Here is an 18,967-nt window from a genome sequence, read left to right as displayed (position 1 = left end):
ACATGATTATTCGATATATGCAAAATTAAAACCTGTTTAGCTTCAAGTACAGTTAAAATCTAATGGTTAAACTTGAAATTCTTTAGACGCAGAGCGTTGGAAACCACTGATACAGAACTGAAGGCCATAGCTGCACCGGCAAGCACAGGGTTTAAAAATCCCAATGCTGCCACGGGTATGCCTATAGTATTATATATGAGCGCCCAGAACAGGTTTTGTTTGATATTAATAATGGTTGCCCGGCTTAATTTTATACTGTTAACCAGGCCCCACAAGTCCCCTCTCATCAAGGTTATATCAGCTGCCTCCATAGCTACATCCGTGCCTGTACCTATAGCAAAGCCAACATCGGCCACAACCAGCGCCGGAGCATCGTTAATACCGTCACCCACCATGCCGACAATCCTGCCCTGAGACTGGAGTTTTTTAATTTCGCTGGCTTTCTCCTCCGGCAAAACCTCAGCCAGAATATTACTTATTCCTACTTGTTGACCAATAGTATGAGCTGTTCGCTGGTTATCCCCGGTAATCATCCAAACTTCCAAGCCCATAGCCTGCAGTGCTGCAATAGCAGCCTGTGATTCTTCTTTTACAGTATCAGCAATAGCCAGCAGACCAGCCGGTTGCTCATCTATGCTCAGAATAACGACAGTTTTACCTTGACTCTCCAGTCGTTCTATATCACTGGTAATTTTATTAACATTTACTCCGTGCTCCAACATTAGTTTTTTAGTTCCCAGAAGCACCTTTTGACCTTCTATATGAGCCTCTACACCATGCCCCGGAACGGCTTGAAAAATTTCAGGTTCCTTAATGGCAAGGTTTCTCTCTAACGCAGCATTGATTACCGCACGGGCCAGAGGGTGTTCCGAACCCTTTTCAGCACCGGCTGCCATGGTAAGCAAGGTATTTTCTTGACCCTGGTATTCATACAAGGAAATTATATCAGTCAATTCCGGTTTGCCTTTAGTTATAGTGCCGGTCTTGTCCAAAACCAGCGTATTTAGCTTATGCACACGTTCTAAATGTTCGCCGCCTCTAATTAAAATACCGTTTTCCGCCCCTTTTCCTGTACCCACCATGATTGATGTGGGAGTTGCCAGGCCAAGCGCGCAGGGACAGGCTATTACCAATACGGCTGTAAAGTTAACCAGCGCCCTGGTAAAATCACCGGGTGTCCCAATTAAATACCAAGAGGCAAAAGTTAACAGAGCCATAGCAACCACCGCCGGAACGAAATAACCGGAAATAATGTCGGCCATTCTCTGTATAGGAGCTTTGGAACCCTGTGCTGATTCGACAATTTTAATTATTTGAGCCAGAGCAGTGTCTCTGCCAACCTTGATCGCTTCAAATTTAAAGGTGCCCAGTTTATTTATAGTAGCTGCAACCACCTGGTCACCGGTTTTTTTATCAACAGGCATACTCTCACCGGTGAGCATCGATTCGTCTATACTGGAGATCCCCTCCCGAACAATTCCGTCAACCGGAATTTTTTCACCGGGACGAACTACCACCAGATCACCTACTCTAACTTCATCGACCTGAATTTCGACTTCTTGGCCGTTTTTAATAATCCGGGCCGTCTTAGGCTGCAGGCCCATTAATTTCTTGATAGCCTCCGAGGTCTTACCTTTGGCTATGGATTCAAGCATTTTACCGAGCAATACCAGAGTAATTACCAGAGCACCCGCTTCATAATAGACCTCATTAAGTCCCAGACGGCTGCCGAAAAAGGTAACAGCCACACTGTAAAAATAAGCGGCAGAGGTACCAAGTGCTACCAGTACAGACATATTGGCTCCCTTACTCTTTAAGGTTAGATAAGCATCCCTGTAAAAAAAGTAACCTGGCCCGAACTGTACCGGTGTAGCCAAAGCAAACTGAAAATAAGGATTCATGATAATAGCCGGGAAAAAGTGATGCGATTTAGTCACCATAGCCAGCATAAACAAAAACAGTGGAAATGATAACACAGCAGAAAAAGCAAATAACTTTTTCTGTCTGTTTATTTCCGATTGGCGCCTGTTCTTTTCAGTATCTACAGGAAGACCGCTATCCTCATGGACGACTTTAAAACCTAGATTATTGATTACTTGTTTAATATCAGCTAAATTAACCTGGGCAGCGTTATACTCTATAAAAGCTTTTTCAGTAGCCAGGTTAACCGTGGCTTTTATAACACCGCCTGTCTTGTTTAGTTTTCCCTCTATTCTACCGGCACAGGCCGCACAACTCATACCTGAGATGTTTATATCAATTTTTTCTGTGACTACTTCAAAACCCAATTTTTTTATTCTATCCATCATTTGTTCAACAGTAACCGAATTTGGGTCGTATTTTACCGAAGCTGTCTCTGCAGCCAAGTTCACTCCCGCCTCAGCAATCCCTTCTATACCTGACAAAGCTTTTTCAATCCTGCGAGCACAGGCTGCACAGGACATGCCGGAAATCTTGAATACAAGGTTTTCAGCAGGCAAACTTTGCGCTCTCATAGAGTTTTCACCAATCATTCTTATCACAACCTTTTAATTCATAAATTTGTCCAATACCTGTACAAGCTCCTTAATTGCCTCCTCACCCCGTTCTTTTTTAAAGGCATCGGCCACACAACCACGGGTGTGATTTCCTAAGAGTGACAGTGCGACCTTTTGCAATGCTGCTCTGGTTGCGCTGATTTGCAGCATAATATCCACACAATAGCGATCCTCTTCAATCATTTTATGAATACCCCGTACCTGTCCCTCAATTCTTTTTAGCCTGTTTAACATATCTTTTTTACTGTTTTCCATATCTATAACCTTTCCGCCTGAACTATACCCTGCCGGGGTATTATATATGCTTAATTATGCTCTACCTCACTGTTTTTGTCAATAGCTTTTATGAATATATGTCAAAAAAGAATCGGCCCTTTGCAAGGAGCCGACTTTTTAACTTATTTTTTCTTCTGTATTCAAATCATTATTTAAAGCAGTACTCCACTTGCCGCAGCGGTCTCCCCAGCGCGCGATTATTTCCTCATTTTTTCGAATTTCAATAACCTCACAGCAGTTTGCACAGCCGGAGCACTCAAAACCTCCCGCCCGGTAATTAATATCAACCACATTAAAACCCTTAAATCTGCTTGACAAAGATTTTTTAACGGCTTCTCTGGCCAGTAAAGCCGCGCCTACAGCACCCATGACATTGTAATGAGGGGGTATTTGCACAGGCAAGTTCAGTGCTTGCTCAAAAGCTTTGATCATGCCTAAATTTGCCGCTACTCCACCTTGAAAAACAACCGGGGCTAAAATCTCTTTACCTTTGCCCAGATTATTTAAATAATTTCTAACCAGCGCTTCGCACAAACCAGCCAATATGTCAGATATATCACAACCTATTTGCTGTTTGTGGATCATGTCTGACTCCGCAAATACCGCACAGCGCCCCGCAATACGAACCGGTGTGCTGGCTTTTAAGGCAATAGGGCCAAAGTCTTCAATTTTTATGTTTAGCCTGCCCGCCTGCTGGTCCAGGAAAGAACCCGTACCGGCCGCACATACAGTATTCATCGCGAAATCGCTGACTACATTGTTTCGCAATAAAATTATCTTAGAATCCTGACCGCCTATTTCCAGAATTGTTTGTACTCCCGGAACCAGATGTGATGCTGCCACTGCATGAGTGGTAATTTCATTCTTTATCGCATCCGCCCCCAAAATTACACCGGCTAGATGACGCCCGCTGCCAGTAGTACCTACTCCTTTTATCTGTGTACTGCCGGGTAAGCGTGAGGCCATCTCTTTGAGTCCTTTTTGCAGTGTTTTAATAGGTTGTCCCTGAGTTCTCAAATAAACAGCATCCCTAACCTGACAATGTTCATCAATTAAGACTATATTTATACTCACAGAGCCGACATCAATACCCATATAACTTTTCAAGCTGTTACAGCCTCCCTTTGCTCTTTTTTTCTGTTCAATAAATCCACGAAGGCTTCCAACCTGGTGATTATACCTGCTTCACCGGATTGCTCATCTAAAATCAGACTCATAACTGAAATATTATGATCTGTGCAAACTCCGGGGAGTATGCTCTGGGCTACAATTTCCGGCATACAAGTAAAGGGCAGCAGCTGAATTACCCCGTCATAACCATTTTTAGCATACAAAACTGTATTGCCTATAGTTTCTTCCCCATGTCCTCCAACAAAATGATTCAGGTATGGACGGGAAGCCCTGCAGGCTTCCTCTCTGCTGCGTACATTTTTTACTAAACCCATGAACAGGTGATCATTAACCCACTCGCTTAAATAAATAGACCGATCTACTTCTACACCCATTTTGCCCAGATGTTTTTCTATATTCTGATTGCTAAAAGGATCCAACAAAGTATATATTTCACCAACCAGACCTATCTTGATAACGGAACGGTGATTATCCAGTATTACAGAGGACATGATTTCTCTCGCCTTGACCAAAGCCACAGCCAAATCATCTGTTGTACCTGCCCGGTCAATTTCCGCCAGAGCCAGCTTGAAGGCCAGGTCAGTGCTGCCGGTATTTAGTTCACGTGGCCGGCTCTTTAGAGAGATTTTTTCCATCTCGTCAACAGCTTTTGCTTTAAGATAGCCAAAACGGATAGCCTTAATTACCTGATACCAGGATTTACTGCCGGTTAATTGTTTAACTTTGATGAGAAACTCCGAGATATGTTTTTCCGGTGGCTCCAAAACTATTAAGTTATAGTTATATTGCAAATCATTCAATATCTCTTTTTGCACATATGCATAATAACCAAACCGGCAGGGGCCACAGCCACCCGCCATCAAAATAGCCTCGGCCCCCAACTCATAAGCCTCTATAAAATTGCCCAGATTTAATTTCAATGGCAGGCAGGCAAATTCTGAAGCATGTTTGGTACCCAGAGTCAGGGTTTTTTTGCTGGTAGGAGGAGGTACCACCACCTCAACATCCAAGTACTCCAGCATGGCTTTCAGGCAAACCCACATATAACCCATATGCGGAAAGGTCACTTTCAAGCTAATGCCCTCCTCCACTTGACCATATCTGTAAAAGCTTCCAATCTGGTTACTACTCCTGCCTCGCCTGTGTGTTCATCAAGAGTCAGGTTTAAAAAAGGTATCTTGCCTACACGGCGAGCCTGCCTATCTATTAAATCTCCGCTCATAGAATCAGGACCACAGCCAAAAGCAGAAATATGTATTAAACCATCAATGTCACTATCCAAATATTTATAAGCTGCACCGATCATTCTAAGCCCGAGTGTCCAAAATAATTTTTTGGGCAGGCGCGAAGCTTCCTGACGGATTGCCTGCTCAGAAATATTGTCTGCGGTAACCGTTTCAATTCCCATAGCCTTTAGTCTATCCATAATATTCATACTTATAAAACTATCATAAATATTATAGGGATGACCAATAACTGCTACTTTATAATCTTTTTGTTCAGCAGGTGGTTCCGGTTCCGTTGCCACAGTCAAATTTTTTTCCATACAAAAAGGAAAGGCTTTTTCGGGTGTGCAGCCCTGTTCCATTAAAAACCAGAATCTTTTTTGAGCCTGACAGGCTTTCCAGTAGGCCATTCTAATGCGCAAAGGGTTGTTGGTAAAATAACGGCCAATTTGATCATATGCCTTGTATATATCTTTCTCTTTTTTGTAATTATCAAAATTGACTGCAATCATAGAAGGGAGTTTTTTCATGCAATACCTGGTTATATCAGGTAGACCCAGAAACTTTGGGCAAACATACTCACGCGGTGAAATACTGACTAACCTGGGAACAAATAAATAATCTACTTTGTCCACCAGCTCCTGCACATGACCTAAAGCCACCTTAACTGGCAGGCAGGTATCATCGACAGCAATTTTTAAGCCTGCTCCTATTATCTTCTTGTTAGTGGGAGGCGATAAAACAACTTCTACGCCAAGCTCGTTAAAAAATACTTTCCATAACGGGTACAAATAGTAATACAACAAGGCTCTGGGTATACCAACTTTTACATTTATTATTATCATCACTCCATCCTTAGCTCCCACAGTAATATATTATGAACATTTAAAAAGTTATTTATGCCAAATATTCAAATAATATTCAAGAAAGTCGCTTAGGCGATTTTCGAGCAGCACTAACCTTAACTTATCCACAAATCCAATATAAATATAATTTTCCGGAGTACAAAAAACACCCGAGAGAAGTATCCTCTCAGGTGTTCTATCATACAGATTATTTAATCACTAATTTTGTCTGCCACCTCATTACGCCACTCGACTGTAGCTTCCGGCCAGAATGCCTGGATAAGAGCGGTAAATGCCTGTCGGTAGCCGTCCGGATCTGCCAGATCATATTCCAATAATACCCTTTCAATTTGATTAGCGTATTCAACTACTGCATGCAATTCATTGAGCAAAATTTTTTTGAAATTTTTACTGGGAGGTATAATACCGTTTAGCCTGTCCCTGAGATAATGCTGCAGAGTACGAAAAGCTAAAACTCTTTCATCCCTGTTTAACATGATTAAAACAGCATATGGAAAAGAGTAGGCTTTAGCATTTAGTTCTTGCGTTTCCACCAAATAATCAGCAAGATCAATACCTGTGCTGTGCAATCTCCGGTCAACTGCTATTCCGGTTAAAAGTTCATTCAAGAAGTCCTCAACCAATTGGCTTTCCGGCTTCAGGTATCCGCGCCAGAAACCTTCCGCCTGCAAAAGCATGCGCATACATTCCCTGGCAATAGCAATCTCATTCAAATCAGCCAGATTATTCAGAAAAAAATAAGCATCATTGGATCTGTTAAACTTTAAAGAAACATTCCATTTTCTAATTTCCTTAAGCTTTACCGGAGTAACGAATATAACTCGGTGAAATAATTCATTTTCTATACGATCCAATAAGCTTAAGGTTTTATTTGATAGGTTGACCGGCTGCATTATTTCATATTTAGTATAATCGTAAGGAGTTTTAATAATATCTTTTGTTCGCTCAAATGTAAGAGGATTCATATAGTACCTTCCTAGAAATAATTTTTGATTATACTTTAACCTACATTTATCCCAAAGTAAATAGTATTAAGGCTGCCTGTTGCAAATAATGCCTGTATAGGCCAGAACACTTTTATGCTGCATTAAAGTATAGCTGGCCTTATTTCTTGGTTTTAATTCGTACAATCAATTAACTGATATATTCTTCCCATCAGAAGTAAAAACAATAGTTCCGCTTTGGTCAGTGCGATATATTTTAATTCCCGCTTTAGTTAATCTGGCCAGTGTCTCTTTGTGCGGGTGCCCGTAATCATTGTCCTTACCTACAGATATTACTGCATACTCAGGAGCTACTGCGTTTAGAAACTTTTTACCGGTAGAACTGTTGCTTCCGTGATGGCCTATTTTTAATACATCCGCTTTAAGATTAGCTCCGGCGGCAAGCATTTCCTTCTCAGAAAGCTGCTCAGCATCACCGGTTAATAAAAATGCTGTATCTCCATATTGAACTCGCATTACAGCGGACCAATTGTTCAAGTCTTCATAATTATTTTTATTTGGAGCAACAAAATTCATTTTTAAATTATCCTGTTCTAAAACACTTACTCCTGCTTTAGCGGTAGTTATCTTCAAATCTTTCGCTTTCAGAGCTAAAAGGACATCTTCAAAGGTTTTCGTTGTTGTTTGAATATTCGGCATAAATACCTTGCCAATTTCAAAATTTTTAATAACATTATCCATGCCGCCAATGTGATCTTCGTGCGGGTGTGTCGCTACCAAATAGTCTATTTTTTGAACTCCCTGTTCTCTTAAGTATTCTACAACAAGAGGGCCATCTTCATTGTTACCGGCATCCACTAAAATATTTTGGCCGCCAGGTATTTGCAGCAATATGGAATCTGCCTGTCCAACATCAATAAAGTGCACTTTTACCTGCTTGCCTAAATCCGGCTGTAACACTGCTTTCTCTGTATCTGTATTTCTTAAATTGTTACTTGATCTGCTGCAGCCTGCGCTGATAATAATCAGTAAAACCAGTAAAACCGGCCAAAATATCTTTCGTTTGTTCAATTGACTACCTCCATTAAAACTTTAATGACGTTAGCTATCAAATAACTCCTCTGATAAGCCTTTTATTATTTTTGCCCTACTGCTTGTAGCCTCCCTGTCCACGGTTATCTTAAGCTTAATAACATCGCCCTCCTTAGCATCCAAAGGAAAGAAAAGTTTTGGTATGACAAAAAGCCTGTCACCGAACTCAATCACTGCCTGATCCTCCTCAAACCTGTCGATAATTAACATAAAACACCACCTAAAGAATAAAAGTTAACTGCTTTAAAGCAGTATATTGGTACTAAAATAGAATTTTAGCAGAAAAAATAAATAAATCAAGTAATTTTCTTTAGTAAACTTAGAGGGAATTTGATATATCTAATTTATGTTATAATTGGTATTGGTATTATGAGAATATCATTGATTTAGGGGTAGAGAGGTATTATAGGCTATGAGTTTAAATAACAGTTACAACCGCATTTGGGAAATTGATTTTATCAGGGGTATTGCCATAATTTTGATGATTATTTTTCATCTGCTTTATGATCTGGCTGTATTTTATAACTTTCCAATTAACATACAAACCGGTATTATATATTATACAGGCAAAATTGCTGCATCACTATTTATCGTAGTTGCAGGGGTAAGCTGTTCTTTTAGTAAAAATAATTTAAAGCGCGGAACTTTACTCATAAGCTTGGGTATGTTGATCTACCTTCTGACGGCAGTATTTGTGCCAGGTTCCAACATAATATTTGGTATTCTGCAGTTCCTCGGACTGAGCATGCTGCTTAGTCCCCTGGTAAACAGACTTGATCCCTGCCCGCTGTTTGTAATAGGCAGCATTATAATAATATCCAAAGTTTATATTTCGGATTTAACAATAGGTAATAGCTGGTTTTGCCCTGTTGGTCTACCTGGCCCGCAGTTTTCTTCAATTGATTACTACCCTCTTATTCCCTGGTTTGGTCCTTTTTTATACGGTATTGCTATCAACAAGCTGTTCTATAGAGAAAAGCACAGCTTATTTAAGTTTTCACCCCCCCAAAAAAACTTATTTTGCTTTCTGGGCCAACATTCTTTACTTATATATCTGGTACACCAGCCTGTACTGTTACTAATCCTTTTTTTAATCTATACACTGGGAAAGCCAGTTTAAGACTTGAACTAAACAATCAGACCTGCCGTCTTTTTACCGGCAGGTCTGATACTAAGCATTACAAAAAATTGCTTGCAAAGCTAATTCTTCTTTCCCGGCTTACGGGCCGGCTGCGGTATAACAGGTTGTCTATCGGGATCCTTTGTCTTGAGTATTTTAGGACGAAAGTTTATCATGGGAACCGGTGTTCTGATTAATACAGAGCTTAAAGATCTCATATCCAGAGGAATTAAAGGCCATAAATAAGGGACACCGAAGGACTTGGTGGTCAACAGCAGTACAAAAGTCAACACAACTCCAATAATAAAGCCGGGCAGACCTAAAATACCTACCATTACTAATAAAAACAGTCTGACGAGTCTATTGGCCACACTTAGCTCATAACTCGGCGTTAAAAATGTTCCTATAGCAGAGATTGCCGTGTACAAAACTACTTCGGGAGAAAACAGACCTATAGTTGTGGCCAGATCTCCAATAAGCAAAGCAGCTATAATACCGGTTGAGGTAGCCAGCGCGGCAGGAGTATGTATGGTAGCCAGCCGGACAAAATCAATAGCTAATTCAGCAAATATAAATTGTAAAAACAAGGGCACGGAGCCGACTTTTTTAGGACCTATAAATTTTAGAGAAGCCGGCAATATATCCGGATGTATGCAAGCCAAAAAGTATAAGGGCAGCAAAAATAAAGAAATCGCTACGCCTATATATCTAACCCAGCGCAAATATATCCCTACTGTAGGATTTTGCCGGTATTCTTCCGCATGCTGCAGGTGATGAAAATAAGTTGCCGGGGTAATAATCACACTTGGTGAGTTATCCACCAGCAAGAGAATATGTCCATCAAGCAAGTGGGCCACAGCCACATCCGGGCGTTCTGTATAACGCACTTTGGGAAAGGGATTCCAGTAGGAACCCGGCGTAATTAATTCTTCCACTGCTTTTTCCGACATTGGTAAGCCGTCTATTTTAATGTCGGCAACACTGTCTTTGATTTTCTGTACATTCTCCTGGTTCGCTACATCCTCAATATAACATATAGCCATGTCTGTCTTTGAACGCAAACCGGCCTGCATGTATTCAAACCGTAATTTGGGATCGCGAATGCGCCTTCTAATCAAGGCTGCATTAAACATCAGCGTTTCAACAAAACCGTCACGGGAACCTCGCACAACCTTTTCCAAATCAGGCTCTGCGGGGCTGCGTACAGGATAATGCCGGAGATCCAATAGAAAGGCATTGTCTACACCATCCACCAAAAGAGCAGTAGGTCCTGATAAAACAGTATCTACTACCTCCTCCAGCTCCTGAGCAACATTAACATCAATATGGCCTATTTTTTGCCGAAACAGCTTTCTAAGCGGGTCAACCGCAAGATCCTCTCTTTTTACTTCTAAGAGCGGAATTAAAACTTTGATCAACAAATCAGCATTACAAAATGCATTTTCAAAAATAATGACCGCATCTCTACCGGCTATGGTTATTTCCCTGGTTACCAAATCAAAGTTTGCATCCAGCGCCAGGTGCTCTTTCAAATAATCCATATTATCTTGCAGCTTAGCTCCAACTTTTCTTCTTGGTTTCTCAGCTGCCTGGGCCATGAAAACCACTCCTGTCTAAAATTTCTTTAAAAGCCCTGGTGGTTATTTTTGCTCCGGTGCGATAATCATCAGCACCGTCCATTTTTCCTACATCACCTATGCCAATGATAATAGGGATATTTAGATATTTAAGAATATCTAAGGTATCACCGTGTATATTTTTAATGTAACGGGGCATTTTTTTACCAAATTTATTAACCGGACCGGGAATAAACTGCCCATCTTTAGTGATGGATGATTCTACGCGTATACCAGGCGCATAGGTGTTAGATGCGACAGCCAGAGCGCCTAAGACCTCAATATCTTTGTGATTGGCTACGTAGGCCAGAGCCTCTTCACCTTTGCCGGTTCCAGCAGCACCCTTATCATCAAACATAACAACCACCGGTTCATGCTTTGATTGTTTAATGAGACTTACCAGTTCGCTGCCGGACCATAAGGTAGGACATCCCGCGGAAATTGTTAAAGTTTCCGCACCCACATTTTGTGAGGCTACTTCTATAGCCTGGCGGGCAGCTTCATCTCCATCTGTAACCAATATTACTTTTTTTTTCGTATTCATTTTATCTACCCCTCGGGTAAAAAATAACCCTTAGATATCTTGCCCATAAAGCTTTGTTTTATGTTATGGACATTGTATAACAACAAAAAGAGAATACCTGACGGTATTCTCCAAGATATTAAATATCAGTTGAAATCACGAAATCCGACGCTCTCACTTTCAATAAACCCGGCAAACTAATCCTTATAACAGATTTTACAATCGGCTTTATAGCCTGTTAGTTTACCATGCGATACATTGGCTGTGAAATTAACAATTTCCACTGCGGAAATATTTGGCAATGATTTACTTGCTCCTGCAATAGCTGATTCAACTGCATCTTTCCAACTGTCCGGAGATTCCCCAACAATTTCAGTAACTTTAACATGCATAAACAATACCCCCTTAATTAATATAAGCCATAAAATTATTATGGCTTATATTGGCTTATTTATGCATAAAGAGAAAACGCTCCGGCATTTAAAGCAATTACTTTATATTTTCAGCCATTACTTCTTTTAGTTTATTTAAAGCCTGTCGCTCTAAACGTGAAACTTGTACCTGAGAAAGTCCCAACCTGCGTGCGATATCAGATTGAGTCTTATCTTCAAAAAATCGCCATATTAGAATCTGCCTATCTCTTTCATGCAGATTATTCAGCAGTTCTTTAACCTCGATTTGATCCAGCCAGAATAAATCATTGCCTTCTTTACTGCTTAATTGATCCAGTAGATAGATGGGATCACCGTCGTCTTGATGTAATGTTTCATAAATTGAGGTCGGTGATTGAGCTGCTTCTAAGGCAATAACAACTTCTTCCTTGGACAGTCCAATCTCCTCAGCTACTTCGCCTATTGACGGTTCCCGGCCTAATTTTCCTATTAACCTTTCCTTTGTTTGCTGAACTTTATATGCAATTTCTTTAACTGAACGACTAACTTTCACGGGATTGTCATCACGTAAAAAACGCCTAATCTCACCAACGATCATGGGTACGGCATAGGTGGAAAATTTAACATCATAATTCAAGTCAAACTTATCAATTGCCTTCATTAGCCCTATGCTGCCGATTTGAAACAAATCCTCCAGCTCATAGCCACGGTTATTAAATCGTTTGACTAAATTAAAAACCAGTTTTAAATTGCAGTTTACCAGTCTTTCCCTTGCCACCGCGTCACCTAACTTAGCTTTAGCCAGCAGCTGTCGCATTTCTTCGTCTTTTAACAAAGGAAATCTGGGTAGATTCATTTCTAATAGTTTGGTGCTCATATAATTCCCCACTCTATTTCAACTCTCACCTATTGCGCCATTTTTATACTACTATTACAATTTTTAATCATAATTACTTTTGTACCTTTCCCTGGAACAGAATTAATTTTTAGTTTATCCATAAATGATTGCATAAATACAAAACCCAACCCCATTCTTTCCGGATCAGTAGAAAAAGACGGTTGAAGTGCCTGTTTAATATCTGGAATTCCGGTTCCCTCATCAATTACCGCTATTTCTAATTTATTGCCATATAATTTAACTTCTATAGTTATCATTTTATCTTCTGCATTGTTATAACCATGAACTATTGCATTGGCAACAGCCTCGGATACCGCTACTTTAATTTCCTCGAGATCATTAATAGTAAATTCTAATTGACTGGCAAAAGCTGCTGTTGTTACCCTGGCAAAAGCCACATTTTCAGAGATACTCAAAAAACTTATAGTTACCTGATTTTTTAATAGCACAATACAACCTCCTAACCGATTTTCTCCAGGGCTTCTTGCTCAGAAGGAAACTCGTACATTATGCTTAGTAAACCGGAAAGATCCAGAATGCGTTTAATCATAGGTCGAATACCTACCAGAGCCACCTTTCCACCGTTTTGCGTAACTCTTTTATACCGGCCCAAAATAACACCCAGAGCCGAGCTGTCTATAAATGTTACAAAATACATGTTCAATATCATATGTTTTACATTACTTTTATCAAGAGCTTCTTCTAATGTTTCTCTTAGATAATTGATAGTTCTTAAATCCAGTTCACCATTTAATCTGACAACCAGTGAGTTATTTTTTACCTCTAAGTCTATAAACAAAGCTGCATCCTCCTTCCATATTCCTAGTTATTCTACAAATAGAAAAGTTATCCTGCTTTTCTTCTGTAAAACTATTGTCGAAATAAAGAATTTTACTGCCAGGATTTCATTAGGATTGCTGCAAGTCAAAAAAAAACCCGCAGCACCAGAAAATGATACGGGTTGTTTTTATTTTACTGTGTAGTATAAAAATGGTGATTTTTTGAGAATATTCCGACCCTTATTTTAATTTAATGTATACACATCTTCAGCTACCCGGTAGATTTGCTGCAGCAATGAAGCTCTGGGTATTGATTTATTAGCAATTAAATCCACCTGCAGCACTTCTTTCCCGTCTTTTGCAACTATGTATTTACCCACCTTATCGCCCTTTTGAACCGGTGCGTTAATTAAATCAGGGGCCATTATTTTCTTTTCATAACCCTTATCCTGCCCTTTTGGGACAACCAGACTAACCTTTTCCGCCGTTACTATATCAACTACCCTGTCTGTTCCTTTTCCAACATTTACGGTTTTCACTTTAATACCCTGGTTCTCAAGGTTCACTGCCTGGTAACGGGCAAAGCCATAATTATATAGTTTCATTGATTCCCGGAAATGACTTTTAGGTTCTGCAGTTCCCAGTACTACAGCTATTAGCCTCAGTCCCTTTCGTTCTACTGCGGAAGCCAGGCAATATTTGGCTTCATTTGTCCAGCCCGTTTTACCGGCAACGGTTCCTTCGTACCACTTTAAAAGCTTGTTGGTATTCCATAAAACAAAGTCACCGCCCCTTAAGTCATAGCGATAGATTGAAGAAACTTTGACAAAAAGCGGGTGCCTTAAAGCTTCCTTTATAATCATTGCCATATCATGAGCGGAAGTATAGTGATTTTCTACCGGAAGACCGTTGGTGTTGGCAAAATTTGTGTGAGCTAATCCCAATTCTTTGGCCTTCTTATTCATCATACCAACAAAAGCTTCCTCCGAACCACCCAGGTGTTCGGCCACAGCTACACAGGCGTCATTTGCAGAACCTACCGCTATGGAAATAAGCATTTCTTCCATACTTAGTTCCTCACCAGGCTCCAGATAAATTTGTGAGCCTCCCATATTCCAGGCATTCTCGCTAGTAGTTATTTTATCGGTTAATTTCACCTTGCCCGCGTCCACCGCTTCTACAGCTAAAAGCATGGTCATGATTTTAGTCACACTAGCCATGGGCAGTTCCTTATCCGGTTGTTTGGACCAAAGGATTTTTCCCGTATTGGCTTCCATCAGTATCGCAGCTTCAGCCGTTGTTTCCAAGCCTGCTTCATTATTCTGGACTGCCGGTTTGGCCTGTATTGTTCCGGGTTTAGATACTATACAAATTGCTGATATAATAACGAAAAGTAGTGCCGTTGCAAATACCCTAAGACGCATTTTATTTCCTCCTTATTTTGTGCATATATATCTGCCTTATGGTTTACCGAAAGATTATTGAGATTTCTAAAGGCTTATAGTAATCAGTTCTGTAGTTGTATTATGCAACAAGGCGAAAAACTTATTCGTATAGTACTGAAGCAATAATTAACAGTATTCGCCGGTTTCTTATTCTAACTTCCGGCTCATAACTTCTGAATAATTACAAAGTTTATCGTATTTTTCTATTGCATTTTTAAATCTAATATGCTATTATCTATATAAGCACCATCCTTACAGTGATTTGGAAATCAGTTCTTGCATGAAGTCGGAAAGTAGTCTTTCGGTTTTAGTTGCAATTAGTGTTAGCCAGTCGTTTTGGGTAGTGTTTTTTCTATTAAACAAGTTTTGATGAAAAGATGTTTTTTAAAGCTTTCTTTAGTTAGGTGTAGAAACTCGATTATGAATTGAATGTTATTGAAGGTTAATTAGTGTTATTAATGTTTCATTTGTATGCCCAAGGTAAGTTTCAATCAGTGTAGTATAGTTTTGCTTCTTTTCTGTTCTAATAGTTGAATGTGAGGTGACCTTTCTAGTAGCTAGTTCCATTGATAATTTATTTATTAAAAGGCAAAATAAAATATTAAACGGAATGTTAAAACTGTAAGGATGGTTGCTTAAGAGAGAAGGCCTAGGCCTTCTCTCTTTTATTTTGCATGATATAATCGACAAAAGCATTTAAAGACTTGTTAGCGTTTTGACAGCCTGTATGAGTTGGCCTTCATTTGGAATATAAAACTGTTCCAGAGGGGGGCTAAAGGGAACAGGTATATCCGGAGCCGCCACCCTCTTTATCGGTGCTTTCAGATCTCCGAAAGCCTCTTCTGCCACCAGTGCGGCAATTTCTCCACCAAAACCGCCGGTGCGGGTAGCCTCGTGCAATATCACCAGACGCCCCGTTTTACGCACCGACTGAAGAATCGTTTCCTTATCCAGAGGAGCCAGTGTCCTCAGGTCTACGATTTCAATCTCAATTCCTTCTTTACTCAATTCCGTAGCTGCTTTGAAGGCCACGCCCAGCATCTTGGACCAGGTTACCACCGTAACATCCTTACCCTGCTTCTTAATATCAGCTACACCAATGGGAATGCTGTAGTCCTCTTTCGGTACCTGCCCGGGAGCAAAATAAAGCATCATGTCCTCTATAAATATAACAGGGTTATCATCTCGAATGGCTGACTTCAAAAGCCCTTTGGCATCCGCCGGGGTGCCGGGCATGACAACCTTTAACCCGGGGCAATGGGCTACCCACGCCTCAAGGTTATGGGAGTGTTGGCAACCAGCGCCAAACCCGGCACCGGTCTTAACCCGCACTACCATAGGAAAAGTACTTTTGCCACCGGAAAGGTATCGTAATTTAGCGGCATGGTTGACGATCTGGTCAGAGGCAATGGTAATAAACGGATTAAACATAATTTCCACAACCGGCCGCAAACCCATAACTGAAGAGCCTACCGCCAGACCGGCAATGGCAGCCTCGGAAACCGGGGTGTCCTTCACCCTACTCGGCCCAAATTCCTTTAAAAGCCCATAAGTGGGCATTATCGGTGACTCATGAATGGATTGGCCCACACCCTCACCCGCTATAAAAACATCAGGATCCCTGCGCATCTCTTCAAAAAGGGCCTGCTGAACGGCTTGACCCATGGTAATCTGCTGCATGTTTAATCTCCTTTCTCACCGTTTTAAACGTAAACATCTTCAAGAGCTTCCTGTAAATCCGGCCAGGGGCTTTTCTCAGCAAAGTCAACCGCACTCTCCACCGTTTCGGCCACCCTCGCCTCAATTCTTACGATATCCTGTTCTGAAAGCAAGCCTTCTTGCATCAGTTCCCCCTGCAGTTTCTTGATGGGGCAACGAGCCATCCAAGCGTCAATTTCATCCTTGGGTTGGTAAACCTGATGATCAGCCTCACCATGACCACGCCAGCGGTAGGTTTTGCATTCAAGCAGGATAGGACCTTCCCCAAGCAGACAACGAGCTCTGGCACTGTTTATAGCTTCATAAACAGCAACTGCGTCATTCCCGTCCACTATCTCACCAGGCATGTCGTAGGCCATCGCCCGAACAGCGATATCTTTGATCTTGGTGATATGCTCAGTCCGCTGCGCACCGGCGTAGACATTATTCTCACAGACAAAGATCACAGGCAAATTCCACAGAGCGGCCATGTTTAAAGCCTCATGAAAACTGCCCTCATCAGTTGTACCGTTACCAAAAAAGCAAACCGTTATTTGGTCCTGTTTTTTATACTGCTGGGCAAAAGCTGTCCCCACGGCGATGGGAATACCTCCTCCCACCACGGTAGTGGTGCAAAGAGCATTTACCTCGGGTACTGCCATGTGCAGGGTACCGCTTTTACCCTTATTGCAACCGGTTCTTTTACCATAAATCTCCGCCATTAATTCTTTCGTGTCGGCACCCTTAGCTATCAGGTGACCGTGGCTGCGGTGGTTGCTAATGATTACGTCATCTTTTTCCAGAGCTCCGCATACACCGGCCGCCACCGCCTCCTGACCGGTGCAAAGGATCATCATCCCAGGAATCTTTCTTTCCATTTTACAAAGTTCTGTGAGCTTCTCTTCAAATCGCCGGATTAGCAGCATGGTCTCATATGACTCAAGTTTGCTTTGATTTGTCATCAATCGCTTACCCCCTCTATTAGTAATTTTTCCAACAGTTCCTGAAAAACACAAACTATCTTACCAAATGTGAAAAGCAATGAAGAATTCTTCTCCCACCTCCTTTCTTCCGCCTTTTTACTTATACTCACATTCTCATCCTGGCATTCTATACAACTACCTATTTCATCTAATCCCAAGAAATAGGCCAAATTCAAATCATTCGGCAACTGGCTCGTTACCGATAATTTTATATTTTCGTTCTTTGACTATTGTTTTACCTTCTTTTAATTTTCTAAAGGTAATCCTGTCATGGCCATCGCTTGTTTTACTTTGGGAGGTCTCGTAGATATATCGAACACCATCTTCAATTTGTTCTCTGGTACCCAACCAATAGGGACAACTATTAAGAAAACTATCATATTTAGTTAGTTCAGCAAAAATTTTATTTGAGGCCTGCACATCAATATCTGCCAGCTTTTTTTCAACATAGGCTTCGCTCACCTTGGCGTCCCTATCTATGCTTTTTAGATACTCTGCTGCCTGGATTTCCTGCTGCCTGGCCAGGTCGTCATATGCATTTTGGGCGGCAAGCAATTGGGGCCTTAATTTTAGTGGAAACATTTTATTGAGAGAAGTTGTGTAATAAGCACCGTCCTCTGGTTCCTGGTATTTTATTAAGGAATATTCACCTTTCTCATTCCTGGCAAAGGTGATAACCGTTGGAATTGCGCCGCTTCCGCTAGTTTTGGTTAATATACCGTTTTCGAATTCAAACCAACCGAAACTAGCGATTGTATATACTTTGACGATGCCGTTGTTTTCCTCTGTGTCCAAAATAATGTGTCCTTCGGTAGCTACCTTCCAGACTTATAACCTCTGCCTTGAGCTATAATAGCACGACTTATGGCAATATCAATACTATGGGCCGGATTAATTGGTGCAGGTTTTGGTAATTCTTCGAGTAATGCCTCCAGTGCCGGAATATCATTGGAGTAGCTGCGAATATCCTGAGCAAAGTTCTTTTGAAGTTCCGATCTTATATAATGATATTTAGGGTATTTACCAATTCCCCGAGTTATAAAGGTTACCTCATCGATATTTTCAATCAAGGCAAACAGGATAATAGCGTTATTCTGAAAGTATGTTTCCATTTGCTGCGGTTCCTTATGAGCAGAGCTGAAGTCGTAATCGACTGTTACCCCGTAGGGAACAACTTGAGTTTGCAATAAAACATTCTTACGCAAATTAGCATAGGGTAAGCTGTCAATAAGGTGTACCACTTTACTGTTATCCCCCACATATGGGGTTTTATATTTATACAATATTTCAGCATTATAAATTGATGAATTAGGAGAATTGCTTTCTTTCGCAGATTTAGCCTGCTTTAGCTCAGTACCCAGCACCATCAGCAAAAACAAAACTCCCATAAGAATAACCCAAGATTTGTTTTTGGCAAACTCCCTCATTTTTTCTATGAACC

21 protein-coding genes are annotated in these 18,967 nt (G+C 40.9%); 1 reads left to right on the top strand and 20 read right to left on the bottom strand.

Translation table 11 applies throughout. The features are described from left to right. Positions 1-59: 59 nt before the first annotated feature. The 8 genes from DTOX_RS10240 to DTOX_RS10205 all read right to left on the bottom strand — a co-directional run bounded on the left by DTOX_RS10240 (position 60) and on the right by DTOX_RS10205 (position 8,282). The gene (locus tag DTOX_RS10240; protein WP_015757611.1) at positions 60-2,513 is read right to left on the bottom strand and encodes a heavy metal translocating P-type ATPase; all 2,454 of its coding nucleotides are present in this window, start codon (positions 2,511-2,513) and stop codon (positions 60-62) included. A 15-nt stretch (positions 2,514-2,528) separates the two neighbouring features. Beyond that, positions 2,529-2,792: a metal-sensitive transcriptional regulator gene (locus tag DTOX_RS10235; protein WP_015757610.1), complete on the bottom strand. Its 264-nt coding sequence runs from the start codon at positions 2,790-2,792 to the stop codon at positions 2,529-2,531. A gap of 138 nt (positions 2,793-2,930) precedes the next feature. Then, a complete protein-coding gene (locus DTOX_RS10230; protein ID WP_015757609.1) occupies positions 2,931-3,920 on the bottom strand; it encodes an acyl-CoA dehydratase activase in 990 nt (329 codons plus the stop codon). Then, positions 3,917-5,017, bottom strand: a complete 1,101-nt coding sequence (locus DTOX_RS10225) for a hypothetical protein (protein ID WP_015757608.1) — start codon at positions 5,015-5,017, stop codon at positions 3,917-3,919. Before DTOX_RS10225 ends, DTOX_RS10230 begins: the two co-directional genes overlap by 4 nt. Beyond that, positions 5,014-6,015 (bottom strand): acyl-CoA dehydratase activase-related protein, encoded by a 1,002-nt coding sequence (locus DTOX_RS10220; protein WP_015757607.1) that lies wholly within the window; start codon positions 6,013-6,015, stop codon positions 5,014-5,016. Before DTOX_RS10220 ends, DTOX_RS10225 begins: the two co-directional genes overlap by 4 nt. Positions 6,016-6,227: 212 nt before the next feature. Continuing rightward, positions 6,228-7,001 (bottom strand): hypothetical protein, encoded by a 774-nt coding sequence (locus DTOX_RS10215; protein ID WP_015757606.1) that lies wholly within the window; start codon positions 6,999-7,001, stop codon positions 6,228-6,230. 165 nt (positions 7,002-7,166) lie between these two features. Beyond that, positions 7,167-8,051: a ComEC/Rec2 family competence protein gene (locus DTOX_RS10210; RefSeq protein WP_015757605.1), complete on the bottom strand. Its 885-nt coding sequence runs from the start codon at positions 8,049-8,051 to the stop codon at positions 7,167-7,169. Between the two features lie 30 nt (positions 8,052-8,081). Then, entirely contained in the window at positions 8,082-8,282 is a 201-nt protein-coding gene (locus DTOX_RS10205) for a DUF3006 domain-containing protein (RefSeq protein ID WP_015757604.1), read from the bottom strand. 202 nt (positions 8,283-8,484) lie between these two features. Between DTOX_RS10205 and DTOX_RS10200 the strand changes: the two genes are divergently transcribed. Next, entirely contained in the window at positions 8,485-9,192 is a 708-nt protein-coding gene (locus DTOX_RS10200) for a heparan-alpha-glucosaminide N-acetyltransferase (RefSeq protein WP_015757603.1), read from the top strand. An 80-nt stretch (positions 9,193-9,272) separates the two neighbouring features. Here DTOX_RS10200 and DTOX_RS10195 read toward each other — a convergent pair whose 3' ends face one another. The 12 genes from DTOX_RS10195 to DTOX_RS21500 form a co-directional block, all read right to left on the bottom strand. Then, complete coding sequence (locus DTOX_RS10195) at positions 9,273-10,790, bottom strand: spore germination protein (protein ID WP_015757602.1); 1,518 nt, start codon at positions 10,788-10,790, stop codon at positions 9,273-9,275. Further along, complete coding sequence (gene spoVAEA, locus DTOX_RS10190) at positions 10,774-11,352, bottom strand: stage V sporulation protein SpoVABEA (RefSeq protein ID WP_015757601.1); 579 nt, start codon at positions 11,350-11,352, stop codon at positions 10,774-10,776. Before spoVAEA ends, DTOX_RS10195 begins: the two co-directional genes overlap by 17 nt. Positions 11,353-11,528: 176 nt before the next feature. Continuing rightward, entirely contained in the window at positions 11,529-11,723 is a 195-nt protein-coding gene (locus DTOX_RS10185) for a dodecin family protein (RefSeq protein ID WP_015757600.1), read from the bottom strand. Between the two features lie 97 nt (positions 11,724-11,820). Continuing rightward, positions 11,821-12,600 (bottom strand): RNA polymerase sporulation sigma factor SigF, encoded by a 780-nt coding sequence (gene sigF / locus DTOX_RS10180; protein WP_015757599.1) that lies wholly within the window; start codon positions 12,598-12,600, stop codon positions 11,821-11,823. A gap of 29 nt (positions 12,601-12,629) precedes the next feature. Beyond that, positions 12,630-13,070, bottom strand: coding sequence for an anti-sigma F factor (gene spoIIAB / locus DTOX_RS10175; RefSeq protein ID WP_015757598.1), 441 nt, complete (start codon positions 13,068-13,070; stop codon positions 12,630-12,632). A gap of 11 nt (positions 13,071-13,081) precedes the next feature. Beyond that, the gene (spoIIAA, locus tag DTOX_RS10170; RefSeq protein ID WP_015757597.1) at positions 13,082-13,420 is read right to left on the bottom strand and encodes an anti-sigma F factor antagonist; all 339 of its coding nucleotides are present in this window, start codon (positions 13,418-13,420) and stop codon (positions 13,082-13,084) included. A gap of 225 nt (positions 13,421-13,645) precedes the next feature. Then, positions 13,646-14,824 (bottom strand): D-alanyl-D-alanine carboxypeptidase family protein, encoded by a 1,179-nt coding sequence (locus DTOX_RS10165; RefSeq protein WP_015757596.1) that lies wholly within the window; start codon positions 14,822-14,824, stop codon positions 13,646-13,648. A gap of 717 nt (positions 14,825-15,541) precedes the next feature. After that, a complete protein-coding gene (locus DTOX_RS10160; RefSeq protein ID WP_015757595.1) occupies positions 15,542-16,525 on the bottom strand; it encodes an alpha-ketoacid dehydrogenase subunit beta in 984 nt (327 codons plus the stop codon). Positions 16,526-16,548: 23 nt separating this feature from the next. Further along, the gene (locus DTOX_RS10155; RefSeq protein ID WP_015757594.1) at positions 16,549-17,505 is read right to left on the bottom strand and encodes a thiamine pyrophosphate-dependent dehydrogenase E1 component subunit alpha; all 957 of its coding nucleotides are present in this window, start codon (positions 17,503-17,505) and stop codon (positions 16,549-16,551) included. Beyond that, entirely contained in the window at positions 17,505-17,636 is a 132-nt protein-coding gene (locus DTOX_RS24815) for a hypothetical protein (RefSeq protein ID WP_278184584.1), read from the bottom strand. Before DTOX_RS24815 ends, DTOX_RS10155 begins: the two co-directional genes overlap by 1 nt. A 67-nt stretch (positions 17,637-17,703) precedes the next feature. Continuing rightward, a complete protein-coding gene (locus DTOX_RS10145; protein ID WP_015757593.1) occupies positions 17,704-18,321 on the bottom strand; it encodes a hypothetical protein in 618 nt (205 codons plus the stop codon). A gap of 20 nt (positions 18,322-18,341) precedes the next feature. Next, positions 18,342-18,953 (bottom strand): DUF4825 domain-containing protein, encoded by a 612-nt coding sequence (locus DTOX_RS21500; RefSeq protein ID WP_015757592.1) that lies wholly within the window; start codon positions 18,951-18,953, stop codon positions 18,342-18,344. Between the last annotated feature and the right edge of the window lie 14 nt (positions 18,954-18,967).

Origin of the sequence: Desulfofarcimen acetoxidans DSM 771 (assembly GCF_000024205.1) — a bacterium.
Classification (GTDB): Bacteria; Bacillota; Desulfotomaculia; order Desulfotomaculales; family Desulfofarciminaceae; genus Desulfofarcimen; species Desulfofarcimen acetoxidans.
This window is presented reverse-complemented; position numbering and strand designations above follow the sequence as displayed.

Bases quoted from the DNA above. Each gene is read 5' to 3' on its own strand.
- DTOX_RS10240 (WP_015757611.1), bottom strand. From the start codon at position 2,513: ATGATTGGTGAAAACTCTATGAGAGCGCAAAGTTTGCCTGCTGAAAAC.
- DTOX_RS10235 (WP_015757610.1), bottom strand. From the start codon at position 2,792: ATGGAAAACAGTAAAAAAGATATGTTAAACAGGCTAAAAAGAATTGAG.
- DTOX_RS10220 (WP_015757607.1), bottom strand. From the start codon at position 6,015: ATGATAATAATAAATGTAAAAGTTGGTATACCCAGAGCCTTGTTGTAT.
- DTOX_RS10215 (WP_015757606.1), bottom strand. From the start codon at position 7,001: ATGAATCCTCTTACATTTGAGCGAACAAAAGATATTATTAAAACTCCT.
- DTOX_RS10205 (WP_015757604.1), bottom strand. From the start codon at position 8,282: ATGTTAATTATCGACAGGTTTGAGGAGGATCAGGCAGTGATTGAGTTC.
- DTOX_RS10200 (WP_015757603.1), top strand. From the start codon at position 8,485: ATGAGTTTAAATAACAGTTACAACCGCATTTGGGAAATTGATTTTATC.
- DTOX_RS10195 (WP_015757602.1), bottom strand. From the start codon at position 10,790: ATGGCCCAGGCAGCTGAGAAACCAAGAAGAAAAGTTGGAGCTAAGCTG.
- spoVAEA (WP_015757601.1), bottom strand. From the start codon at position 11,352: ATGAATACGAAAAAAAAAGTAATATTGGTTACAGATGGAGATGAAGCT.
- DTOX_RS10185 (WP_015757600.1), bottom strand. From the start codon at position 11,723: ATGCATGTTAAAGTTACTGAAATTGTTGGGGAATCTCCGGACAGTTGG.
- sigF (WP_015757599.1), bottom strand. From the start codon at position 12,600: ATGAGCACCAAACTATTAGAAATGAATCTACCCAGATTTCCTTTGTTA.
- DTOX_RS10165 (WP_015757596.1), bottom strand. From the start codon at position 14,824: ATGCGTCTTAGGGTATTTGCAACGGCACTACTTTTCGTTATTATATCA.
- DTOX_RS10160 (WP_015757595.1), bottom strand. From the start codon at position 16,525: ATGCAGCAGATTACCATGGGTCAAGCCGTTCAGCAGGCCCTTTTTGAA.
- DTOX_RS10155 (WP_015757594.1), bottom strand. From the start codon at position 17,505: ATGACAAATCAAAGCAAACTTGAGTCATATGAGACCATGCTGCTAATC.
- DTOX_RS21500 (WP_015757592.1), bottom strand. From the start codon at position 18,953: ATGAGGGAGTTTGCCAAAAACAAATCTTGGGTTATTCTTATGGGAGTT.